Consider the following 22,134-nt stretch of genomic DNA (forward strand, 5'->3'; position numbering starts at 1 on the left):
GGGACTTGCATCAATGGCCGCATGGCTGAAGGGCGACTCGCCCATGGCGCAAGCCATACGCGACTATCCTTGGGAAGACTCGCCGCTGGGGCCGATCGACGCCTGGCCCGATGTACTCAAAACCACGGTCGGGCTCTGCCTGGGCTCGCACTTCCCCAAGGCCATCGTCTGGGGCGCCGAGCTCATCACCCTGTACAACGATGCCTTCGTACCGATTCTCGGCGGCAAGCCGGTGGCCCTCGGGCGGGCATTCAGTGAGGTCTGGAAGGAGGTCTGGAGCGAGATCCAGCCGATCGCCGAAGAGGCTTTGGCCGGGCGCGCGACCTTCATCGAGGATTTCCCACTGGTGGTCGAGCGCGGCGGCAGTCCGGAGCGCGCCTATTTCACCTTTTGCTACAGCCCGATTCGCGACCACCATGGCACCGTGGTCGGCATGCTCGATACCGTCACCGAGACCTCCGCGACAGTGGTCAGCAACCAGCGCCTGGCGTTTCTCGACCGGCTCGGACGGGCGGTGATCGCCGAGACAGCGCCCGAACGCGTCCTGGCGACCACCACGCGCCTGCTGGGCGAGCATCTGGGCCTAAGCAATTGCGCCTACGCCGACATGGAGCCCGACGAGGATGGCTTCACCATTCGCGGTGACTGGGCGGCCCCGGGTGCGGCGCACATCGTCGGTCACTATCGCCTCGCCGACTTCGGCCCACGTGCGGTGCGTACCTTGCGGGCCGGCGAGCCATTGATTCTGTGTGACACCCAGGCCGAGTTGGAGCCCGTTGCCGCGGCAGCCTTCGCATCCCTTGGTTTGGCGGCCACGCTGTGTATGCCGCTGCTCAAGGACGGAGGTTTAAGCGCGCTGATGGCGATCCACGATCAGCACCCGCGCCACTGGTTGCGGGCCGACCTCGCGCTCTTGCAGGAGGTCACCGGACGCTCCTGGGCTCACATCGAACGGGTGCGTGCCGACAGCGAGAGGCGACGTGCCGCGGATGCCCTTGCAGCGCTCAATGCCACCCTGGAAGAGCGCGTCGAAGAGCGCAGTCAACGCCTGGCGGAAGCCGAGGCGGCGCTGCGCCAATCGCAGAAGCTCGAGGCCATCGGCCAGCTCACCGGTGGGGTGGCCCATGACTTCAACAATCTGCTGACCATCATCCGCTCCTCGGTGCACTTCCTGCATCAGCCGGAGTTGCCCGAGCCGCGCCGTGAGCGCTACTTGCAGATGATCGCCGACAGCGTCGAGCGCGGCGCGCGGCTGACCGGGCAATTGCTGGCCTTCGCCCGCCGCCAGGCCCTCAAGCCGGAAACTTTCGATGTCGGCCAGCGGCTGATTTCCATCGCCGAGATGCTCGATAGCGTCAGTGGTGCGAGCATCCACGTGCAGTTGCAACTGCCCGAGACGCCTTGCCACGTGCATGCCGATCTCGGCCAGTTCGAGACCGCGCTGATCAACATGGCGATCAACGCCCGTGATGCCATGGCCGGGAGTGGCACCTTGACGCTGGGCCTGCAGCCTGACCGGAGTCCTCCGGGCCTTGACTCGGTCAGTGCCTGCTTTGCCGCGATTTCGGTCAGCGATACCGGCTGCGGCATCCCCGCGTCGGTGCTCGGGCGGGTGTTCGAACCCTTCTTCACCACCAAGGCGCAAGGGCAGGGCACCGGCCTGGGACTGTCCCAGGTATTCGGGTTCGCCAAGCAGTCGGGCGGTGAGGTGGAGGTGAATACGGACGAGGGCCGCGGGACGACCTTCACGCTTTACCTGCCGCAGCAGAACATCGTCCTCGACGCGCCAGGCGCTGCCACGGAAGCGCCGTTGCACGTGCCGTCATTGCGGGTGCTGGTGGTGGACGACAACCCCCAGGTCGGCGCCTTCGCCGTCCAGTTGCTGCAGGACCTGGGACATCGGACGCGCTGGCTGGCCTGCGCCGAAGAGGCATTGGATCTGCTGGCGCACGATAGTGCGAAGTTCGATGCGGTACTCTCCGACGTGGTCATGCCCGGCCTGGATGGCATGGCCTTGGCGCATCGCCTGCGCGAGCGGTATCCGCACCTGGCGGTCGTACTCTGTTCCGGTTACAGCGAGGCGCTGGCCGGCGAAGGCTGGCAGGCGTTCGAGTTTCTCGCCAAGCCCTATTCGGCGCGGCAGCTCAGCGATGTCCTGCAACGGGCGATGGCGCAGTCGCGGGCGTTGGTGTCCTAGGGCGTTGCCCCGCCCGGGCGGGACAACGCCCTCCTGCTACTTCGAGCCCCCCTTGCGGCCAGCTCGCGAAGCGCGCTCGCGGTCGTTGGCGAAATTCCCGCCGCTGTTGTGACCGCCTTTACGGCCTGCTTCCGCTGCTCGCTGCCGGTCGTTGGCGAAGTTGCCGGGATTCGAGTTAGCCATGATGGCCTCCGAACGTTTTCCAGTGATGGCGATATGCCGAGTCCACGGCGGCGATCGAGTCGTCACCGTGCCTGTTGCAGACGTTCGAAGCGAAGCGTGGCAAAAACGTTCTGACCATTGATCCCCACGTCCCTTCACTCGGACGACTGGTCATTGCCGGCGCGCGTAGCGCGGCCTTCGGCCTGGCGCTGGCCAACCATGCTGTACAGGCTCAGGGAGGGGGACGCGGAGAGCGTTTGGCGCAGCTCCAGCACCAGTTGCGCCACGGCCCTGACCGAGTCCAGCCGCGCGGCGGGGACCTCGCTGATCAGCAGGGGCTTGGCGCCCTCTGCGGGGCTGATCTCGGTGATCACCTGGCCGCCTTCCTCGCGGCAGCGGCAGACGCAGGGGGCGAACGACGACTCGATGATCGTCGCCACCTTCTCGAAGGAAATGGCCATGGCAGGCGTCTCTCTTGTTGGGGCGTGAGTTGCGCTCTATGAGCATAGACGCCGTTGGTCTCACAGACGGTCCGTCTGATGGACGAACGGGTGCGTTCGTGAAGGAAGTGGCAACAGGACCTAGACTGGGTTCGTCATCAGCGATGCCGGAGCCCCGCGATGCCCCGTTCACTTCTTCGTCGCCAGCAGAGCGTGTTGTTGCTGGTGGATATCCAGGAACGTTTGCTGCCGGCCCTCGCGGACGCTGAACGACTCGTCGAACAGGCCGGCTGGCTGCTGGGCGTGGCGCGTCGGCTGGGTGTGCCGGTACTCGCCAGCGAGCAATATCCGCAAGGGCTGGGCCCCACCGTGGCCTCCCTGGGCGATCAATTGAAGGCGTTCGAAGTCATCACCAAGACGCGCTTCTCCGCGGTGGGCCTGCCCTTGCTGGAGGCGCCCGCGGGGGATCGGGAGCAGTGGGTGGTGGCGGGCTGCGAGGCGCACGTCTGCGTGCTGCAGACGGTGCTCGAATTGTTGCAGCGGGGGCGGCGCGTCTACGTGGTGGATGAGGCGGTCGCCTCGCGGCGTGCTGCCGATCGCGAGCTGGCGCTGCAGCGGATGGTGAATGCCGGCGCGCTGCGCGTCACCCGCGAGATGGTCGCGTTCGAGTGGCTGGAAGATGCGGCCGATCCGGACTTTCGCGACCTGCATCGCGAGTTCCTGCGTTAGCGGCGGTTTTCTCGGCGAGGGTTGTATCGGCGGTGAAGCGTGACCCACCTACAGTCCTGCCAGTTGCTCCAGTGTCACCACCTCGGCCAGGGGTTGCAGCAGTCGGATGGAGTCTTCGTGGTCTTCGGCGCTTGCGGCGGCACAGGCTTCTTCGAGGATCAGCACCTGGTAATCGCGGTCATGGGCGTCGCGCACGGCACTCTGCACCGCCATCGAGGTACTCACCCCGGCGATGACCAGACGCTCGATGCGCCGGGCACGCAGCGCCGGTTCCAGGGATGTGCCGTGGAAAGCGTTGACGCGTGGCTTGATGATCACCAGGTCGGCCAGGCCATCTTGCAATTCCGGATGGAAGGCCATGCCCGGTGATCCCGCGCGCAGCACGCCCAGTTCGTGCGCCTTGCCGAACAGCCGGGATTGGCGTGGCTGGTCTGCGTAGTCCTCGGCGAAACCGACCTTGACCAGCACGTTGAGCCAGCCCTTGTCGGCACCGATGGCCAATGCTCGATTGGCCTTGGCGATGGCATCGCGGCTGGCCACCTGCTCGGCGGAACCGGCCATGCGGCCCTCGGGGTGGGTGATGTCGACGATGTAGTCCAGACCGATGAAGGCGGTGTTCATTAAGAGCCTCACGATGAGTTCGGGGGTGACGGGCGGGCCGTCGCGCGTCTGCATCTGGACCACGAATGCGGCGGGATTGCTCGCTTCGTTGTGTCCCTTGATGGAGAATCGCGGCTCGTCATGAGGGAGATGGGGCAGTCGGATGACCAAGCAGGACGGTGCTTTGCTGGGACTGGGCGCAGCGATTCCAGTCTGGCTTTGCGTGGGAGTGACGCTGACCGCGCGGGCGTATCCCGGCTACAGCCACCTCAGCCAGGCCATGAGCCTGCTCGGCGCCGAGGGTGCGCCGACGCAGGGCTTTTCCGCCTGGGTGAACAATTTCCCGCTGGGTGTGCTCTTCCTGCTGTTCGCGCTGGCACTCGCGCGGCGCTTTGCGTCCTCGCGACTGGCCCTGGCGTCGGCCGCGCTGATCGCTTTGCATGGTCTGGCGAGTTTCGCCACCGGCTACTTCTCCTGCGATGCCGGCTGCGCACCACCGCAGCCTTCAGCGTCCCAGCAGTTGCACAATCTCGCCGGCCTGGCGATGTTCCTCTCGCTGACCCTGGCCAGTGCGCTGTGGGGCTTCCTCGCGGGACCGCTGCTGGGGTCCCGCGGGTTTGCTGCGTTTTCCGCGCTGTGCGTGGTTCTCGCCCTGGTCAGTGTCGCGATGATGGGGCGAGCGCTCGCCGATGGTGAGTGGTTCGGGCTCTACCAACGGATCAATTACGGGGTCTCGGTGTGCTGGATCGCTGGCCTGGCCTGGACGGTGGCGAGTCTGAGAAGTCGCCGCCCTTCACGGATCCTCAACGTCGGCCGCCCTTGAGCGAGCCGAGCAGGCCGCGGACCAACTCGCGGCCGATCTGGTTGCTCAACTGACGCACCGCGCTCTTCAAGGTCTGGCTGGCGACGTCGCCGAGCATGCCGCCGAACACCGAGGCCAGCCCGCCTTGCTCCTGGGTGTCGGGCGCGCTGGCCTGGGCGCTGCGTTCGGCAGCCCTGGCGGTGAGTATCTCGTAGGCGGACTCCCGGTCGATGGGACGGTCGTAGTGGCCGAGCAGCGGCGAGCGGCGGATGTGCTCGGCGCGCTCGGCTTCGCTCAGCGGGCCGATGCGCGATTGCGGCGGGGCGATGGCCACGCGCTGCACCGGCGCGGGCGTGCCCTTGTCCTCCAGCGTGCCGACCAGCGCCTCGCCGGTGCCCAGTTCGGCGAGCGTCGCCAGGGTGTCGAACGCCGGGTTGGCCCGGAAACCGTCGGCGACCGCGCGCATAGCCTTCTGCTCCTTGACGGTGAAGGCGCGCAGGCCGTGCTGGATGCGCAGCCCGAGCTGGCCGAGCACCTCGTCGGGTAGGTCGCTCGGCGACTGGGTGACGAAATACACCCCCACGCCCTTGGAGCGGATCAGCCTCACCACCTGCAGCAAGCGCTCCTGCAATGCCTTGGGGGTATCGCCGAAGAGCAGGTGCGCCTCGTCGAAGAACAGCGCCAGCACCGGGCGCTCCGCGTCGCCGCGCTCGGGCAACTGCTCGAACAGTTCGGCCAGCAGCCAGAGCAGGAAGGTCGCGTAGACCCGTGGCGACTCATGGACCAGGCGGCTGGCGTCGAGCAGGTGGATGCAGCCGCGCCCGTCCGGCTCGGGGTGCAGCACGTCTTCGAGTTGCAGCGCCGGCTCGCCGAACAGAGCGTCGGCACCTTGCTGTTCGAGCGCCGCGAGGCGTCGCAGCAGGGCATTGGCCGAGGCGCCGGTGAACAGTGCACGATCTTCGCCGAGCCGTTCCGGGTGCTCGCGCAGATGATTGAGCAGGGCCTTGAGATCCTTCAGGTCGAGCAGCAGCAGGCCCTCGCGGTCCGCCGCCTTGAAGGCGCCATAGAGCGCCGCCTGCTGGGCGTCGTTGAGCTCCAGCAGGCTGCCCAGCAGCAACGGGCCCATCTCGCTCAGGGTAGTGCGCAGCGGGTGGCCGCTGCGTCCGTGGACGTCCCACAGGCAGACCGGATAGGCATGGGGCTGATGCGCCAGCCAGGGCATCGAGGCGATGCGCTCGGCGACCTTGCCACTGGGTACGCCTGCCGCGCCGAGCCCGCAGAGATCGCCCTTGACGTCGGCGGCGAAGACGGCGACGCCGGCATCGCTGAAGGCTTCCGCCAGGCGCTGCAGGGTTACCGTCTTGCCGGTCCCGGTGGCGCCGGCGATCAAACCGTGGCGGTTGGCCAGGCGCAGGGGATGGGCGATGGGCTGGCCATCGGCGCCGGCACCGAGGAGCAGGGAAGCGGATTGCGACATGGCGTATTCCTGCCTTAGGGCGTTGTAGCCCTAGCATAGCCTCGTCGAGAGGCCCTTTGGCGATAGGCGAGTGCCCATTCACCCAGGTAATGGCTGGCAGCAAATTAATGCGTTTTTCACTGCACCTTGCCTCAGGCATAGTTGCCGCGCCCGTCGCGTTCGCCTTGGCGACGGAGCCCTAGGGGAGATTGGAGAAAGAACGATGTTGGAAAGCGAAGCGCATCTGCACGCGCTTGACCGGGGAATGGTCTGGAGCGGTTTTCGCGCGCTGCTGCCGCTGTCGGTATTCGTCACCCTGTTCGGCGCGGCCTTCGGCCTGGCGGCGGTGCAGGGCGGTCTGGAAAACGGTGTGATCCTGTCGATGAGCGCGCTGGTGTTCGCCGGTGCCTCGCAGTTCGCGGCGCTGGAATTATGGGGGGAACATGTCCCGCTGTTCACCCTGATGATCACCGTGTTCGCCATCAACGCCCGCCACCTGCTGATGGGCGCCACGCTGTTCCCCTGGCTGCGCGAGTTGCCGACGGCGAAACGCTACGGGGTGATGCTGGTGGCCTCGGATGCCAATTGGGCGCTGGCCATGCAGGCCTTCAACCGCCGTCAGCCGGGTCTGGGCCTGCTGCTCGGCGGCGGCCTCGCGCTCTGGACGTTCTGGCTGCTGGGCACCTGGCTGGGGATGGTCTTCGCCGGTGCGATCCAGGACCCGCGCGCGCTTGGCCTGGACATGGTGATGGGCTGCTTCCTGCTGGCAATGGTGGTCAGCGGCGAAAAGAACCTGCGTCTGCTGGCGATCTGGGGCGTGGCGGCCACGGCCTCGTTGCTCGCCTACGGGTATTTGCCAGAGAACAGCCACGTGGTGGTCGGTGCGCTGGCCGGCGGCGTGGCGGGCGTGCTGATACGGGAGAAGCGCCGTGAGCCTTGAAACCACCGGTCTGGGCGCGCTGGTCGTGGTCCTGGTGATGGCGCTGGTGACCCTCGCCACGCGCTGGGGCGGCGTCTACGTGATGTCCTTCATTCCCTTCGGCTACCGCGTGCGGCAATTCATCGGCGCCATGTCCGGCTCGGTGCTGGTCGCGCTGCTGGCGCCGATGGCGGTCGCCGGCGACAACGCCGCACGCCTGGCCCTGCTGACTACCGCGGTGGTCATGCTGCTGCTGAAGAAGCCCTTGCCGGCGATCACCGCCGGCATCCTGGTCGCGGCACTGTGCAGGCAGCTTTGAGCGGGCACCGCGCGGGGCTCAACGCAGGTCCTCGTCGGCCAGCGTGAGGATGATCTTGCCGACCTGTTCGGAGGACTCCATGCGCTGGTGCGCCTGGGCTGCGTGGGACAGGGGGAAGGTACTGTCCACTACCGGCTGCAGCGTCTTGCCGTCCGCCAGGCGCTCCATCCAGCACGCGCGGAAGCGCCCGACCATCGCCTGCTTCTCCTCCGCTGTGCGCGACTTCATCACTGTGCCGATGATCTGCAGGTGGCGGAACATGATGTCGGAGAGGGTCGGATTGACTTCGCCGCCGCCGCCCAGCAGGCCGACCTGAACCAGTCGCCCGCCGTTGGCCAGGGACGCCAGGTTGCGGGCGAAGTAGGGTTGCCCGATGAAGTCGATGATGACGTCCACGCCACGTCCCTGGGTGTGCTCGGCGAGCACGTCGGCGAAGTCCTGCTTCTGGTAGTCGATTACCCGGTCCGCGCCGAAGCGCTCGACCTGCGCGGCCTTGCCGGCCGAGGTGGTGGCGAAGACGCGGGCGCCCGTGGCGCGGGCCAACTGCACCGCCGCCGAGCCCACGCCACCGGCGGCGGCGTGGATCAGGATCGCGTCGCCTGGCTGCAGGCGGCCCAGGTGCAGCGCGGCCTCATGGGCGGTGACGAACACTTCGGGAATCGCCGCCGCTTGCACGTAGTCCAGGTGCGCAGGGATCGGCAGCGCCATGCGGTAGTCGATGCGCGCCTGCTCGGCATAGGCGCCGCCACCGACCACGCCCATGACCCGGTCGCCGATGGCGTAGCCGCTCACCTCGGCGCCCATCGCGATCACCTCACCGGCGATCTCGAGCCCCATGAGCGTCGAGTCGCCGAAGTCCGCACGGCCGTAGCCGCCTTTGCGATGGGTGATGTCCGCGCGGTTCACGCCGGCCGCATAGACGCGTACCAGCAGGTCGGTGGGGCGAACCTCCGGCGTCGGTGCCTCGCCGAGCTGGAGTACCTCGGCTGTGCCGAAGGATTCGAAGAGGATGGCTTTCATGGCGGCGATGCTCCGCTGGGCCGGTGTCACCGGCAGGGGTGGCTGTGGCGATGGCGGTCCGGCTGGGTCGCATCGCGGGGGCACCATCCTGGCGGCAAGCCGGGCGCAGGTAAAGTCATCGCCGTCGCGTCGTCGGTCTCGCGCGTTTTTAGAGGCGGTGCTGCTCGACCAGGAAATCGACGAACACTCGCACCCGTGCCGGCATCGCGGCGCCGCCGACGAACACTGCATGGATCGGCTCGCGGTCGCCGGGGTTCCAGGCGTCGAGCAGCGGCACCAGGGCGCCGCTCTTCAGGTCCTCGGTGACGGTGAATTCGCCGATCCGCGCGATCCCGGCGCCGACCCGCGCCAGCTGGGCCAGCGCCTCGCCACTGCTGCATTCGATATTGCCGTGGACCTTGAGCGAGAACGCCTTGCCGTCGCGCAGGAACGGCCAGTTCGGCTCGGCACGGCGAAAGTTGAAGCGCAGGCAGTTGTGCTGCAGCAGGTCTTCCGGCACCTGCGGTGTCCCGTTGCGACGCAGGTAGTCGGGCGAGGCGACCACCACCTGGCCGGTCTCGCCGATGAGTCGTGCGCTCAGCGGGCTGTCCGGTAGCTGGCCGAAGCGGATTGCAACGTCGGCCTGGCCGGCGAGGATGTCCACCACCTCGTCGCCCAGCATCAGGTCGACGGTGATGTTCGGATAGCGCAGGCTGAAGGCGGCCACCAGCGGCACGATGGACAGGCGGCCGTGGGCGAGTGCCGCGCTGACGCGTAACCGGCCCTTGGGCGCGCCCTGATCGGTGATGGCGTCTTCCACTTCGGCCAGGTCGGCGAGGATGCGCCGGGCGCCACGCAGGTAGGTTTCGCCCTCGGCGGTGAGGGTCAGCGACCGCGTCGTACGCAGCAACAGGCGGGCGCCCAGGCGCCGCTCGCTGCGCGCGATGATCCGGCTGACCGCCGATGGCGTCAGGCCTAGTGCTCGTGCGGCGGCGGACAGGCTGCCTTCCTGCGCCACGCACGCGAAGACCGCCATCTCACCGGATATGCCGTTTAGGTCCATCTGTGCCTCTGAAGCAAAGGTGATTTCCAGAAAAGCAGTCTACCGCCTGCGGGAGCCGAACCGTAGCATGCGCGGCACAGATAAGGAGCTTTGCCATGCGTATCAATCCACCGCTCGTCGCGCTTGCCATCGGTGCCTTCGGCATCGGTGTCACCGAGTTCGCGCCCATGGGCATGCTACCGGGCATCGCCGCCGACCTCGGCGTGTCGATCCCGGTCGCCGGCCTGCTGATCAGCGCCTACGCCATTGGCGTGCTGATCGGCGCACCCTTGATGACCCTGACCACCGGCCGGATTCCCCGGCGCTACCTGCTGATCGGCCTGATGGGCATCTTCACCCTAGGCAACCTGATGTCGGCGCTGGCCAGCGATTACCACAGCCTGCTGATCGCCCGGGTGGTCACCTCGCTCAATCACGGGGCCTTCTTCGGCGTCGGTTCCATCGTCGCCGCCAGCGTAGTCGCCCCGGGCAAGCGCGCGGCGGCGGTCGCCGCGATGTTCATGGGCCTGACCATCGCCACCATCGGCGGCGTGCCGCTGGCCGCCTGGTTCGGTGAACTGCTCGGCTGGCGCACGGCGTTCTGGGGCATTTCCGCGCTGGGCCTGCTGACCATGCTCGCCCTGTGGTTCGCCCTGCCCAACGTAGCGCCGGCGCAGAGCGGTGGGGTACTGGCGGAGTTGCGCGTCCTCGGCCGCGGGCCGGTACTGGCGGCGCTGTCGCTGACAGTGGTCGGCTCGGCCGCGATGTTCACCGTGTTCACCTACATCGCGCCGATCCTGGTCAGCCAGACCCATGCCTCGACCACGTTCGTCACCGCCATGCTGGTGCTGTTCGGTGTGGGCCTGACGCTGGGCAACGTATGGGGCGGCAAGGCCGCCGACCGCTCGGTGGAGCGTACCCTGATCGTCTCGCTGAGCGCGCTGATCCTGGTGCTGCTGGCCTTTACCGTGCTGATGCGCTGGCCGCTGCTGGCTGCCATCTCCATCCTGCTCTGGGGCATCGCCAGCTTCGCCCTGGTGCCGCCGCTGCAGATGCGTGTGATGGACGCAGCCAAGGACGCGCCCAACCTGGCCTCGGCGGTGAACATCGGCGCCTTCAACCTGGGCAACGCGATAGGCGCGGCACTGGGCGGCGCGGTGATCCAGGCGGGCCTGGGTTACCCGGCGATTTCCCTGGCCGGTGCCGGCATGGCCGGGCTGGGCCTGCTGATGGTCTTGCTGTTCGCCTGGCGCGCCCGCGGCAACTGTGCGGCGCTGGCCTAGTCTGTGTCTTGAACGACCGCACCAGCCTTCTTCCTCCTGTTTCATCGACTACACACGAAACCGCCCGACCAGATCATCCATCTGCGCGGACAGCGCCTGCAGGTCCTTGCTGGCCTGGCTCAGTTGGTCGGCGATATGGGTGGTGCCGACGGTCAGCTCGTTGATCTCGACGATGTTGCAGTTGATGTCTTCCACCACGCTGGACTGTTCCTCGGTGGCGGTGGCTACCTGGATGTTCTGATCGCTGATCTGGCCGATGTGGCTGTTGATCTGCTCCAGTGCGGCCGAGGCCTTGCCGGCGTACTCGACCACCAGGGCGCTCTGCCGTTGTCCCTTGAGCATGGCGTCGACCGCCGAGCGGGATTCGCTTTGCAGGCGGTCGATGACCTGCTGGATTTCCTCGGTGGAGGCGCCGGAGCGGCTGGCCAGGGTGCGTACCTCGTCGGCCACCACGGCGAAGCCGCGGCCTTGCTCGCCGGCGCGGGCCGCTTCGATGGCGGCGTTGAGGGCAAGCAGGTTGGTCTGTTCGGAAATGCTGCGGATGGTGTTGAGCGTGGTGCTGATCGCTTCGGTCTGTGCAGCCAGGGCCCCGATTACTTTGGAAGCCTGTTCCAGTTCGCCGTTGAGCGCGTCGATCTGCTGTTGCGCCTGATTGACCACGACACCGCCGTTGCTGGCATGCTGGGTGGCTTCGCGGGCGACATGCGCTGCGTTCTCGGCGTTGCGCGCGATCTCGTTGACGGTCGAGCCCAGCTCGTTGATAGCGGTGGCGACCTGCACGGTGCGGTCGCTTTGCGCGGAGCAGTTGCTCTGGGTCAGGTGGGCGCGCTCGGCGACGTCGCGGGCCATGCTCGAAAGCTGCCGGGAGTCGTCGGCGAGCTGGCGCATGGCGCTGTGAATCTTGTCGATGAACTGGTTGAAGCTGTGGGCAATCATGCTCAGTTCATCCTGCCCGGGCAGGTCGATACGAGCATTCAGGGCCAGGTTTTCGGCGGCCTGGCCGAGGCTGTTCTGCAGTACCGCCACGCGACGGCGCAGTTGGACGACGATCATCCAGGAAAAGATCAGCGAGACCAGTAGCCCGATGGCGATGATAACGATCTGTCGCGTCAGGCCGTTGCCGTAGCTTTTGGCGCTGTGTTCGTTTTGCTGCTCGGCCTGTTGCAGCAGCTCATCGAGCAACTGGTTGGCGTTCTGACGCATCACGCCGTAGGTCTTGGCGTACTGGTCGCGGTAGATCTGCTGGGCCCTGGCGATGTCGCCTGCCTCGAAGGCTGCGAGCATCGGGTTCAGCTCGTTGCTGACCATGCTTTCGAACTGATCCAGCAACTGTTGCGCCTGGGCCTTGCGCTCCGGGTTGACCTGGGCGGCCACCGCCTGGCGCATGGCTTCGCGCATTTCCGGAATGTCTTCGTTGCGGGCGTCCTGCACGCGCGAAGTCACCCCGCGTTCGTCGCGTAGCGGAGTGTCCTGCAGCAGCATCATGTCGAGGCCGACCCGCATGCGCGGTATGCGTGAGGCCACCTCGGCCATGGCGCGCATCGGCTCGGCAGTGTTCAGGTAGAGCGCTTCCGTATCGCGGTGCATGCTGGACATGCTGTTGAGGCTGGCCAGCGCCACGAGCAGCAGGGCGATGCAGGGGATGGCCACCGCCGCGATCAGACGGGTTTTCAGCGAAAGGCTGGTGATGTGCATGGAAAGACTCCGGTGTGAAGACGCATGCGGCGCAGCGCTCAACCATTGAGCATGGCTGATGTTTTACCTTTTGCATCGGCAGCGATAGCCGAGGGGGTAGGGTTCGGCGGGCGCGATATTATTCGATGTCGAACGCCAGCGCTCAGGTCCGATGAGGCCCGTTGCTTACCAGCGCAACAGCCAGGGTCCGAGCAGCGCTCCGGCGATGGCCGGCAGGCACATGCCCAGCAGGTACCAGACGCCCCAGAACGGCACGCCCATTTCCGGGCAGTGCAGGCAGTAGGCGAGGGTGGCGGTGGCGCCGGCGAGCAGGCCGCCAGCGGCACCGGCCAGGCGCAGGCGCGTCGGCGCGAGGCCGCGCAGGGCCCAGATCACGCCGATGAACAGCGGCACCGAGAGCAACCCGATATTTTCCGGACAGGTGCGCCAGGTCTGCCCCAGGACCAGCGCAGCGCGGGCGTCGACGGGCGCGCCGGCCAGCTCCAGCGCAGCGCCCAGCCAGACCATCGCCACCGGTAGTCCCAGCAGGCCCCAGAGCGCGCCGCCGCGCACGCCTGGGCGCGCCAGGCGACTGCTCAGCCACAGGCCGAGCACGGCGAGGCTGCCAGGGAAGGCGACCTTGGCCCAGAACAGCGGCGTTTGCGCGACGTCGGCGAGGTCCGCACGCACGCCGAACAGCGTACCGAGCAGCAGCAACGTGCATAGCCCGCCGCCGAGCAGCGCCAGGGCGAAGCGCCGCGCCAGCAGGTGCCGGGACGGTGGGGCGTCGGCAGTGGCCAGCAGGTCGATCAGGTCATCGGTCTTCATCGCGTTGCGTACCTCGAATCAGTTTCGCCAGGGCCTTGAGCCCCCGGTGGATGCCGACCTTCACGGCGGAGCTGGAAAGCCCGGTCAGGCGCGCCGTTTCTTCCACCGAAAGTCCCTCCAGCTTCACATGCACGATGGGCAGCCGCTGGCGCTCGGGCAACTGCCGCAACAGCTTGCCCAGGTCTCGGCTGGCCTGCGCCGGTTCGTCGTCCTCGGCGGCGAACAGCTCGCCCGCGTCGTCCTCCAGCGGGTCATGCAGTGCCTCGCGACGGGTGAAGGCACGGAAATGGTCGGCCAGCTTGTAGCGCGCGATGGCCTGCACCCACACCGTCAGCGGTTGCTCGGCGCGGTAGGTATGACGGGCGTTATGCACCGCCAGCAGGACTTCCTGGAGCAGGTCCTCGACCTCTTCCGGGCGCTGCTTCAGACGCCGGCGCAGATAGCCGCGCAGGTGCTTGCCGAGCGCCGCGAGGAAGGCCCGATACGCCGCCGTATCGCCGTCCATCCCGCGCAGCAGCAGGGCTTGCAGCTGCGCTTCGCGTGCGATCAACGCTTCCTGTTGGGTAGTTCGCTGCATCGGCCGTTCCGGTTACACCGCGGATGGATTCTGGCGACCGCCGGCGCCCTGGCGATAGCCGGGAGGGGTGGTCTCGGCGCGTACGTTAGCGGGCCTTTCGGGGAAATCACAAAAAATTTTGCAGGGCTGTAACCGAATCCGCGATGCCGGCGAACTACTCACCGAGCCTGCGGAAAACGCTCCGCGGCCACCCCACTCGAACTGGAGTCTGACCCATGAAAAGTCTCAGCATCGCTACCGCCGCTCTCGCCCTGTCCGCCCTGGCCGGCGCCGCCCTGGCCGACGACATGAACAGCCAGGCCGGTACCGCCATGGAGAAATGCTACGGCGTGGCCATGGCCGGCAAGAACGACTGCAAGGCCGGCGCGGGCACCACCTGCGCGGGCAGCGCCAAGAAGGACTACGACGGCATGCATTGGAAGAACGTCCCGGCCGGCACCTGCACCTCGATCAAGACGCCCCACGGCATGGGCTCGCTGACCCCGTCCAAGGGCTGAGCCGAGGCCGCCGACCATGCACGCATCGATCAGCACCGGCGCCGGGCTCGGCCTCAAGGCCGAGCACTACGCCGAAGCCCTTGCCTGCGACGCCCCGGGACTCTGGTACGAAGTGCACCCGGAGAACTACATGGTCGGTGGTCCACGCCTGGCCTGGCTGGAGCGCATCGCCGCGCGGCATCCGCTGTCGCTGCACGGCGTCTCGCTCTCCCTAGCAGCCGACGCGCCGCCGGACGCGGCCCATCTGCAACGCCTGCGCGCGCTGGTCGAGCGCGTGCAACCCTGCTTGATATCCGAACACCTGGCCTGGTCCAGCTGGCGCGGCCAGTACCTGCCGGACCTGCTGCCGTTTCCCCGTAGCCACGCGGCGCTGGCACGCATCGTCGAGAACGTCCAGCGCACCCAGGAGGCCCTGGGTCGACGCATCGCCATCGAGAACCCGAGCCATTACCTGCAACTCGATGAGCACGACTGGGACGAGCTCGACTTTCTCGCCGAACTGGCGCAACGCAGCGGCTGCGGTCTGCTGCTGGACATCAACAACGTGCACGTCAGTGCCCATAACCTCGGCTTCGACGCCGGCGCTTACCTGGCGCGCTTCCCGGCGCAGGCCGTCCTCGAAATCCACCTGGCCGGGCATAGCCAGGACGCGAACGGCGCGCTGCTGATCGACTCCCACGACGCGGCCATCGCCGCGCCGGTCTGGAGCCTCTACCAGGCGCTGATCGAGCGCATCGGCCCTCGTCCGACACTGATCGAGCGCGACGCGCAGATTCCGCCCTTCGACGCTCTGCTCGCCGAGCGCCAGCGCGCCCAGGCGATCCTCGATACGGCGCCGCGCCCATGAAACCTGCCCTCGAAGCCTTCCAGGACGCCTTCGTCGAGGCGCTCTACGGGCGTCCCGCGCCGGGCCTGGAGGCGCTCGTCCAGCAGCCGGCCTTTGAGGTCTACCGCAACACCGTGCTCAAGGGCTGCGTCGACGCGCTGTGCGACAACTTCCCCAGCGTCGAGCGACTGGTCGGCAGCGATTGGCTGCGTGACGCCGCCCGTGTGCATGCCCGCGAAACGCCGCCGGAAGATGCCCGACTGGTGCTCTACGGCGCGCGGTTCGCCGACTTCCTCGACGCCTTCGAGCCTGCTCGCGAACTGCCTTACCTGGGCGACGTGGCGCGCCTCGACCGGCTCTGGCTGGAGGCCTTCGTCGCCGAGCAGGAGCCGGCCCTGGCACTCGCCAGCCTGGCCGGAATCGCACCTTCGGCGCTCGCCGCCTGTTGCCTGGAACCCCGGGCCGGCGTGCGCTGGCGCTGGTTCGCGGACCAGCCGATCTACAGCCTCTGGCGCTACAACCGCGAGGCGCTGCCGCTGCCGGACGAGTTGCCCTGGATAGGCGAGGGCGCCTTGCTGGTCGGCCACGCCGAAGGCGTCAGTTGGCAGCCGCTGGAGCACGGCGGCTGCGCCTTCCTCGACGCCTGCGCGGCCGGCGCCGATCTCGACCGGGCGTCCGAGCGGGCGCTGGCGGCGCAGGCCGATCTCGATTTCACCGAACTGCTCGGCCGGCTGATCGCCGCCGAGGTGTTTCGTCCCCTGAACCCGACCTGAGGTTTGCCCCCATGGACATCACCCACAGCACCCCAACCCCTTCTCCACGTCGGCTCTGGAACGGCCTGGCTGCGCGGCTGCAACGCCTGCTGAGTGACGACCTGCTGTGCCTGGTGGCGCGGCTGGGGATTGCCGCGATCTTCTTCCTCTCGGGGCGCACCAAGGTCGAGGGTTTGCTCAGCATCACCCCGAGCACCTACGAGCTGTTTCGCACCGAATACCTGTTGCCGCTGATCCCGCCGACGTTCGCCGCGCACCTGGCGACCTATGCCGAGCACCTGTTCCCGATCCTGCTGATGTTGGGCCTGTTCACCCGCCTGTCGGCGCTGGCGCTGCTGGGCATGACCCTGGTCATCGAGATCTTCGTCTATCCCGATGCCTGGCCCACGCACCTGTCCTGGGCCGGCCTGCTCCTGCTGCTGATCGGCCGGGGTGCTGGCGGCTGGTCGCTGGACCGGCGCCTGGGGATTGCCTGAACTCGGCGCGGTGAGGGGCGCGTGGGAACGCCGCACCTAACGCTCCGCCTGCCAACCTCCGCCCAATGCGCGCGCCAGGCTGACGCTGGCCTGCAGCCTTTGCAGGCGCAGGGCGGCGGCGTCGTCCTGGGCGGCGTACAGGCTGCGTTGGGTGTCGAGCAGGCTGAGCAGGGTTTCCGCGCCGGCGCGGTAGCGGTGTTCGGCGAGTTCGAAGGCGCGTTGTGCCTGGATCAGGACTTCGGCTTGTGCTCGTTCCTGCGCCTGGCTGCCGGCCACCGCGTTGAGGGCGCTTTCCACGTCGGCGAAGGCGTCGATCAGCGCGCCCCGGTAGTTGGCCAGCAGTTCTTCGCGTTGGGCGCGGCTGAGGTCGAGTTCGGCGGCGAGGCGGCCGCCGTCGAAGATCGGTGCGCTCAGTGCGGCGGCCAGGGAGTACATCGGGTCGGCGAGGATGCGTCGTGCGCCGGAACCCTCGTCGCCGACGCTGGCGCGCAGGCTCAGGCGGGGCAGCAGGGCGGCGCGGGCGGCCTGTACGTCGGCATCCGCCGCCGCCAGTTGGGCTTCGGCGCGGGCCAGGTCGGGGCGCTGGGTGAGCCACTGGCTGGGAATTCCGGCGTCGAGCTGCGGTGCTTGCAGGGCCTCAAGTCGCGTCCGGCTGGCGGGCAGTTGGTCGAGGCGCAGGCCGAGCAGGATCGCCAGCGCGATGCGGGCGTCTTCCCGGGCTTGTCGCAGTGCCTGTAGGTCGCGCCGCTGCACGGCCACCAGGCCGCTCTGCTGGGCCAGCTCCAGTGCCGTGGCGGCGCCGACCTGGCGTCGTGCGGCGACGGTGTGCAGCACCTGCTCGGCATTCTCCAGGTTGAGTTGGCCGACCCGCTCACGCTCGGCCAGACCCAACTCCTGCAGCCAGGCCGAGGCCACCGCGGCGCTGAGGCTGACGCGCAGAGCGTCGCGGTCGAAGCGGCTGGCGGCCAGGCGCTGCGTGGCGGCGTCGCGGTCGGCGCGCAGGCGGCCCCAGAGGTCCAGCTCGTAGCTGGCGGTGAGGCTGGCGGAATGCAGGTTGCCATCGACATCCGGCTCGCCGCCCAGGCGCGCCTCGCGGCTGGCCTGGAGTTCGCCGTCCAGACTCGGCCATAGCGGTGCGCCGGCCAGTCGCGCACGGGCCTCGGCCTGGCGCAGGCGCGCCACGGCGGCGGCGAGATCCGGGTTGGCGTCCAGCGCCAGGTGTTGCAAGCGGTCCAGCTCGGGGCTGGCGAACACCTGCCACCAGTCGGCCAGCAGCGGCTGACCCTGGCTGGCCTCGGCGTGGCTCCAGCGCGGCGCCGGTTGGGGCAGGGCGCTGGGCGGTGTCGGCGCCTGTGTGCAGCCCAGCAGCAGAGCGCCGAGCAGGGGCGTGGAAAAACGGCAGATCATGGTAAGCGTGCTCATCGTGTGGCCAGGGCGATGACGGGGTCCAGGCGCGAGGCGGTGCGTGCCGGCAGGTAGCCGAACAGCAGGCCGGTGACCAGCGAGCAGCCGAAGGCCAGCAGCATCGCCGAGAGCGAGAACACCAGCGGCACGCCCGCCGCCAGCAGCGCGCCGCCGAGCAATAGCGCGCAGGCCACGCCGGCGCTGCCGCCGAGCAGGGTGACCAGCACCGACTCGGTGAGGAACTGCCGCAGGATGTCGCGCTGGCGCGCGCCGGTGGCCATGCGGATGCCGATCTCGCGGGTGCGTTCGCGCACCGTCATCAGCATCACGTTCATCACGCCGATGCCGCCGACCAGCAGCGACACCGCGGCGATCAGGCCGAGCATCAGGGTCATGCTCTGGCGCGTCTGCGCCTCGGCCTGCAGCTTGGCGGCGGAGTTGTAGACGCGGAAGTCGTCGCGCCCGTGGCGCTCGCGCATCAGATTTTCCAGCGCTGCCTGGGTGGCCAGTACCTGGCGACTGTCGCGTACCTCGATGACCGCGTAGCTCTCGTCGCGCAGTGCCGGGAAGACCCGCGCCACGCCGGTGGCGTGGGGCACCAGGACCTGTTCGTCGGGGTAGTTGCCGCCGGCCTCGCTGCCTTTCTCGCTCATCACACCGATCACTTCGAACGGCGAGCTGGCGATCAGCACGATGGCGCCGAGCGGGTCGCTGCCATCGGGGAACAGCTCGCGATAGACCTGCTGGCCGAGCACCGCCACCGGAGCGATCTCGCGGTTCTCCTGGGCGCTGAAGAAGCGTCCGCGTTGCACCGGCCAGTGATGGATCGCCGGCAGGTGCTCGCCGACGCCGAGCACTTCGGTTTGCAGCGCCTGCTCGCCGTGACGGATCAGCGCCGGGTCGCGCAGCACCGGCATCACGCGCGCCACCTGGGGCAACTCGGCGACGGCGCGCAGGTCGTCATCGAGCAGCACGCCGATCGGCCCGCCGCTGCGCGGGATATCGCTGGAGAGGTACATCAGCGCCGCGCCCATCACGCCCATCTCGGCCACCACCTTCTGCTTGGCGCCTTCGCCGACCGCGAGCATGACGATCACCGAGGCCACGCCGATGACGATGCCGAGCAGCGTCAGCGCGGTGCGGAAGCGATGGATCAGCAGCACCCGCCAGGCGCTGCGCAGGGTCTCGCCCAGTTCGGCCAAGCCGGGAGCGGTGTCACGGCGCGGGATGCAGGGTTCGCGGTGTGCGCTGGCCGTTGCGCCACCGCTGTCGCCGACGATTTCGCCGTCGCGGATCTCGATCACCCGCCGGGCCTGGGCGGCGACCTCACGGTCGTGGGTGATCAACACGATGGTGTGGCCCTGGGCGGCCAACTCGCCGAGCAGGGCCATGACTTCCTTGCCGCTGTGGCTGTCGAGGGCGCCGGTGGGCTCGTCGGCGAGGATGATCTGCCCGCCGTTCATCAGCGCCCGGGCGATCGACACGCGCTGCTGCTGGCCACCGGAAAGCTGCTGTGGTCGGTGATCGAGGCGTTCGCCCAGGCCCAGGCGGGTGAGCAGCGCGCTGGCGCGGGCCTGTCGTTCGGCGGCGGGCAGCCCGGCATACAGCGCCGGTACTTCGACGTTCTCCCGCGCCGACTCGGTGGCGATCAGGTGGTAGCCCTGGAAGACGAAGCCGAAGGCCTCGCGGCGCAGCCAGGCGAGGCGGTCGGCGTCGAACCCGGCGACGTCCTCGCCGGCGAAGCGGTACTCGCCGGAGGTGGGCCGATCGAGGCAGCCAAGCAGGTTCATCAGCGTCGACTTGCCGGAGCCCGAGGCACCGACGATGGCGACGAACTCGCCGGCATGGATGCGCAGGCTGATCCCCCGCAGTACCTGCACCGGCGGTGCGCCGTCCTCGCCGCCGTAGGTGCGACGGATGTCGCGCAGCTCGATCAGCGGCGTCACCACTGGAAGCGCGCCAGGCCGGAGCGCGCGTCGCGCTCGCCGGTGACCAGGCGTTCGCCTTCGCTCAGGCCGGCGAGGATCTGCGCCACCTGGCGGTCGCGGGCACCGACGCGCACCGCGCGCAATTCGGCTTCGCCGTCGGCGCCGAGCACCCGCACCCGGTAGTCACCGGGTTCGCCCTGCAGCGTGGCGAGCGGCGCGGTGAGCACGTCCTTGGCGGTGTCGGTGACGAACACCACCTGCGCAGTCATCTGCGGCATCAGCGCGCCGTCGGCGTTGTCGACGTCGAACAGCACGGTGTACTGCACCACTTTTTCCGTGGTGGCGCTGGTGGAGTTGCTGTTTTCGGTCAGCTCGCCCGGCGCCAGCGGTGGCGCGGGCAGCACCTGGCGTACCTGGCTGCGCCATTGCCGGCGGTCGCCGCCGAGGGTGGTGAAGCGCAGCGGCATGCCGTCCTGCACGCGGCGGATGTCGGCCTCGGAGACGCGGGTCCAGCCGGTCATGCTGGAGAGGTCGGCGATGCGCATCAGCGTCGGCGTCTGGTAGGTGGCGTTGAGGGTCTGGCCTTCCTTCACGTCCACCCCGAGCACGGTACCGGCGATGGGTGCGTAGAGGCGGGTGTAGCTCAGCTGCGCCTCATTGCGCTTGAGCAGCGCCTGGCTCTGGGCGATCTGCGCGCGCAGGTTGTCCAGCCGTGCGCGGGCCGCGGCGTGGTTGGCGGCGGCCAGTTGCACCTCTTCCTCGCGGGTGGCGTCCAGACGCGCCAGCGCCCGCTGCCGCTCGTCCTGCTGGCGGGCCAGCAGCAGTTGCGCCTGTTGTTCGCGCAGTTGGGCACGCAGCCCCTCCAGCGCCGCGCGGTCGGCCTCCACCGTGGCCTGGTGCAGGCTGGCATCGATCTCTGCGAGCAACTGGCCTTTCTCCACCTGCTCGCCGGGCTCGACGAGCAGGCGGGTGATCTGCCCGGAGACCTGGGCGCCAACCTCCACCGAATGCCGCGGCTGCAGCGTGGCGATGGCCACCACCGTGGCTTCCACGTCGCCGCGCGCCACCGGAATGCTCTCGTAGCGCGCCGCGGGCGCACGCAGCGACCAGGCAGCGAGCGCCAAGGCGGCAGCGACGAGGACGAGTAGAAGGAGGCGTCGGGGAACGGCAGTGCAAAACGGCAACGGCATGCGCGGGCTCGATCTCTGGCTGAGCAGGGCCTTCCCCGGACGCATGCAAGCGACCCGCAGGAGGGCGACAGAAGCCCTGATGGCGGGCTTCGCTACTGTTCAAGACGGACGAGCGCGCGCGCGCCTGCTACCGTTCGTCGGCTTCGTCGCTACTTACATCGCCATTCTGCAGCAGGACAGCGGTGGGATGGGGCGAGGCGTGCTGTGACTGGTCCCATCGAGCAGGCACCCCGGAAAGAAAGTCGTTTTCTTTCCGTATTCGAGTGGAACCAGTAAATCCTTCATTTGTTTGTCAGGTGCTTGAACGTTGCCAGGCACGATAAAGGCCCGCAATGTCAGATGAACATAAAAGAGGCATTGCCTTTTTAATATGCTCCAAGGGCCAATCCCACCACGCCATTTCCAGTAACATGGAGACTTCCTGTTCTGAAAATCGCTTTCGTAGGGCTTTGGCCGGGTTTCCGCCAACGATCGTATAAGGCTCTACATCCTTGCTTATCAAAGCCCGGCTACCAATTACTGCGCCATGGCCGATCTTTACCCCAGGCATGATCATTACCTCCGCACCGATCCATACGTCGCTTCCTATGACGGTATCGCCGGCGCGCTGGAAGGCATCCGTAGCCTCCGAGAACGCGGGTTCTTCACTCATGTAGAAGAACGGAAATGTCGTAACCCAATCATGTCGGTGGCCTTGATTGCCAGCCATGATAAAAGAAGCCCCCGTTCCTATGGAGCAAAAGCTTCCAATGATCAATTTATCAACATCATCGCGATCTGGCAGGAGGTAGCGAGCGCAATCATCGAACGAATGCCCATGGTAATAGCCTGAATAATAGCTATAGCGGCCTACCTTGATATTTGGGTTCTTGACTTGCTCCGTTAAATACTTTCCCTTGAAGGGGCTTTCAAAGAAGTTCTTCATATAATTCTTACCCGTTGTATTCAAAAAAACGGCTTGCCCCGGCTTGCATGGCGACGAAAATCGCCAGCCATTCTGGCGCCTTGCGATC

The 22,134-nt window shown here is 67.7% G+C and carries 23 protein-coding genes and 2 pseudogenes; 11 read left to right on the forward strand and 14 right to left on the reverse strand.

Features of this window, described 5'->3' with window-relative positions; translation table 11 throughout:
* Window positions 1-13: 13 nt before the first annotated feature.
* Window positions 14-2,197, forward strand: coding sequence for an ATP-binding protein (locus tag ACYRGX_RS08760; RefSeq protein WP_473056179.1), 2,184 nt, complete (start codon window positions 14-16; stop codon window positions 2,195-2,197).
* A gap of 36 nt (window positions 2,198-2,233) precedes the next feature.
* Here the strand turns inward: ACYRGX_RS08760 and ACYRGX_RS08765 are convergent.
* A pseudogene (locus ACYRGX_RS08765) lies at window positions 2,234-2,362 on the reverse strand (con-10 family general stress protein); the annotation flags it as partial.
* A gap of 152 nt (window positions 2,363-2,514) precedes the next feature.
* Window positions 2,515-2,820 carry a DUF1652 domain-containing protein gene (locus ACYRGX_RS08770; protein WP_473056180.1) on the reverse strand — a complete coding sequence of 102 codons (306 nt, stop codon included), beginning with the start codon at window positions 2,818-2,820 and terminating at the stop codon, window positions 2,515-2,517.
* Window positions 2,821-2,979: 159 nt separating this feature from the next.
* Here ACYRGX_RS08770 and ACYRGX_RS08775 point away from each other — a divergent pair, with 159 nt between their 5' ends.
* Window positions 2,980-3,528, forward strand: coding sequence for a hydrolase (locus tag ACYRGX_RS08775; protein ID WP_473056181.1), 549 nt, complete (start codon window positions 2,980-2,982; stop codon window positions 3,526-3,528).
* Between the two features lie 48 nt (window positions 3,529-3,576).
* Here ACYRGX_RS08775 and ACYRGX_RS08780 read toward each other — a convergent pair whose 3' ends face one another.
* Window positions 3,577-4,149, reverse strand: coding sequence for a cysteine hydrolase family protein (locus tag ACYRGX_RS08780; RefSeq protein WP_473056182.1), 573 nt, complete (start codon window positions 4,147-4,149; stop codon window positions 3,577-3,579).
* A gap of 142 nt (window positions 4,150-4,291) precedes the next feature.
* Here ACYRGX_RS08780 and ACYRGX_RS08785 point away from each other — a divergent pair, with 142 nt between their 5' ends.
* Entirely contained in the window at window positions 4,292-4,951 is a 660-nt protein-coding gene (locus ACYRGX_RS08785) for a DUF998 domain-containing protein (RefSeq protein WP_473056183.1), read from the forward strand.
* Here the strand turns inward: ACYRGX_RS08785 and ACYRGX_RS08790 are convergent.
* Window positions 4,932-6,407, reverse strand: a complete 1,476-nt coding sequence (locus tag ACYRGX_RS08790) for a helicase HerA-like domain-containing protein (RefSeq protein WP_473056184.1) — start codon at window positions 6,405-6,407, stop codon at window positions 4,932-4,934. The genes ACYRGX_RS08785 and ACYRGX_RS08790 overlap by 20 nt on opposite strands.
* Window positions 6,408-6,609: 202 nt before the next feature.
* Here ACYRGX_RS08790 and ACYRGX_RS08795 point away from each other — a divergent pair, with 202 nt between their 5' ends.
* A complete protein-coding gene (locus ACYRGX_RS08795) occupies window positions 6,610-7,326 on the forward strand; it encodes an AzlC family ABC transporter permease (protein ID WP_473056185.1) in 717 nt (238 codons plus the stop codon).
* Window positions 7,316-7,624 carry an AzlD family protein gene (locus tag ACYRGX_RS08800; protein WP_473056186.1) on the forward strand — a complete coding sequence of 103 codons (309 nt, stop codon included), beginning with the start codon at window positions 7,316-7,318 and terminating at the stop codon, window positions 7,622-7,624. Before ACYRGX_RS08795 ends, ACYRGX_RS08800 begins: the two co-directional genes overlap by 11 nt.
* A gap of 18 nt (window positions 7,625-7,642) precedes the next feature.
* On the opposite strand, the gene ACYRGX_RS08805 is transcribed toward ACYRGX_RS08800, so the two are convergent.
* On the reverse strand, window positions 7,643-8,644 hold the full coding sequence (locus tag ACYRGX_RS08805; protein ID WP_473056187.1) for an NAD(P)H-quinone oxidoreductase: 1,002 nt from the start codon (window positions 8,642-8,644) through the stop codon (window positions 7,643-7,645).
* Window positions 8,645-8,792: 148 nt separating this feature from the next.
* Entirely contained in the window at window positions 8,793-9,686 is an 894-nt protein-coding gene (locus tag ACYRGX_RS08810) for a LysR family transcriptional regulator (protein WP_473056188.1), read from the reverse strand.
* Between the two features lie 95 nt (window positions 9,687-9,781).
* Between ACYRGX_RS08810 and ACYRGX_RS08815 the strand changes: the two genes are divergently transcribed.
* The gene (locus ACYRGX_RS08815; protein ID WP_473056189.1) at window positions 9,782-10,948 is read left to right on the forward strand and encodes an MFS transporter; all 1,167 of its coding nucleotides are present in this window, start codon (window positions 9,782-9,784) and stop codon (window positions 10,946-10,948) included.
* 48 nt (window positions 10,949-10,996) lie between these two features.
* Here ACYRGX_RS08815 and ACYRGX_RS08820 read toward each other — a convergent pair whose 3' ends face one another.
* The 4 genes and pseudogenes from ACYRGX_RS08820 to ACYRGX_RS08835 form a co-directional block, all read right to left on the reverse strand.
* Window positions 10,997-11,836, reverse strand: coding sequence for a methyl-accepting chemotaxis protein (locus ACYRGX_RS08820; RefSeq protein WP_473056659.1), 840 nt, complete (start codon window positions 11,834-11,836; stop codon window positions 10,997-10,999).
* 18 nt (window positions 11,837-11,854) lie between these two features.
* Window positions 11,855-12,643: pseudogene (locus ACYRGX_RS08825) on the reverse strand (MCP four helix bundle domain-containing protein); the annotation flags it as partial.
* Between the two features lie 165 nt (window positions 12,644-12,808).
* Complete coding sequence (locus ACYRGX_RS08830) at window positions 12,809-13,450, reverse strand: DUF1109 domain-containing protein (RefSeq protein ID WP_473056190.1); 642 nt, start codon at window positions 13,448-13,450, stop codon at window positions 12,809-12,811.
* The gene (locus ACYRGX_RS08835; RefSeq protein ID WP_473056191.1) at window positions 13,437-14,027 is read right to left on the reverse strand and encodes a sigma-70 family RNA polymerase sigma factor; all 591 of its coding nucleotides are present in this window, start codon (window positions 14,025-14,027) and stop codon (window positions 13,437-13,439) included. The genes ACYRGX_RS08830 and ACYRGX_RS08835 overlap by 14 nt, the downstream gene beginning before the upstream one ends.
* 215 nt (window positions 14,028-14,242) lie before the next feature.
* Here ACYRGX_RS08835 and ACYRGX_RS08840 point away from each other — a divergent pair, with 215 nt between their 5' ends.
* The 4 genes from ACYRGX_RS08840 to ACYRGX_RS08855 are packed head-to-tail and all read left to right on the forward strand — an operon-like array spanning window position 14,243 to window position 16,599.
* Entirely contained in the window at window positions 14,243-14,524 is a 282-nt protein-coding gene (locus tag ACYRGX_RS08840; RefSeq protein WP_473056192.1) for a BufA1 family periplasmic bufferin-type metallophore, read from the forward strand.
* Between the two features lie 16 nt (window positions 14,525-14,540).
* Window positions 14,541-15,371 (forward strand): MNIO family bufferin maturase, encoded by an 831-nt coding sequence (bufB, locus tag ACYRGX_RS08845; RefSeq protein WP_473056193.1) that lies wholly within the window; start codon window positions 14,541-14,543, stop codon window positions 15,369-15,371.
* Window positions 15,368-16,123 (forward strand): HvfC/BufC family peptide modification chaperone, encoded by a 756-nt coding sequence (locus ACYRGX_RS08850; RefSeq protein ID WP_473056194.1) that lies wholly within the window; start codon window positions 15,368-15,370, stop codon window positions 16,121-16,123. The genes bufB and ACYRGX_RS08850 overlap by 4 nt, the downstream gene beginning before the upstream one ends.
* 11 nt (window positions 16,124-16,134) lie before the next feature.
* On the forward strand, window positions 16,135-16,599 hold the full coding sequence (locus ACYRGX_RS08855; RefSeq protein WP_473056195.1) for a DoxX family protein: 465 nt from the start codon (window positions 16,135-16,137) through the stop codon (window positions 16,597-16,599).
* Between the two features lie 36 nt (window positions 16,600-16,635).
* Here ACYRGX_RS08855 and ACYRGX_RS08860 read toward each other — a convergent pair whose 3' ends face one another.
* From ACYRGX_RS08860 to ACYRGX_RS08870, 3 genes are read right to left on the reverse strand one after another with little or no spacing between them, the layout of a single operon-like run.
* On the reverse strand, window positions 16,636-18,021 hold the full coding sequence (locus ACYRGX_RS08860) for an efflux transporter outer membrane subunit (protein WP_473056196.1): 1,386 nt from the start codon (window positions 18,019-18,021) through the stop codon (window positions 16,636-16,638).
* Entirely contained in the window at window positions 18,018-19,952 is a 1,935-nt protein-coding gene (locus ACYRGX_RS08865; RefSeq protein WP_473056197.1) for a MacB family efflux pump subunit, read from the reverse strand. The genes ACYRGX_RS08860 and ACYRGX_RS08865 overlap by 4 nt, the downstream gene beginning before the upstream one ends.
* Window positions 19,946-21,121, reverse strand: a complete 1,176-nt coding sequence (locus ACYRGX_RS08870) for an efflux RND transporter periplasmic adaptor subunit (protein WP_473056198.1) — start codon at window positions 21,119-21,121, stop codon at window positions 19,946-19,948. Before ACYRGX_RS08870 ends, ACYRGX_RS08865 begins: the two co-directional genes overlap by 7 nt.
* On the opposite strand from ACYRGX_RS08870, the gene ACYRGX_RS08875 reads away from it, so the two are divergent.
* Window positions 21,102-21,329, forward strand: coding sequence for a hypothetical protein (locus ACYRGX_RS08875; RefSeq protein ID WP_473056761.1), 228 nt, complete (start codon window positions 21,102-21,104; stop codon window positions 21,327-21,329). The two genes, ACYRGX_RS08870 and ACYRGX_RS08875, sit on opposite strands and share 20 nt — an antisense overlap.
* A gap of 84 nt (window positions 21,330-21,413) precedes the next feature.
* Here ACYRGX_RS08875 and catB read toward each other — a convergent pair whose 3' ends face one another.
* Window positions 21,414-22,046 carry a type B chloramphenicol O-acetyltransferase gene (catB, locus tag ACYRGX_RS08880; protein WP_473056660.1) on the reverse strand — a complete coding sequence of 211 codons (633 nt, stop codon included), beginning with the start codon at window positions 22,044-22,046 and terminating at the stop codon, window positions 21,414-21,416.
* Between the last annotated feature and the right edge of the window lie 88 nt (window positions 22,047-22,134).

It is taken from the genome of Pseudomonas sp. R4-15, assembly GCF_055768815.1.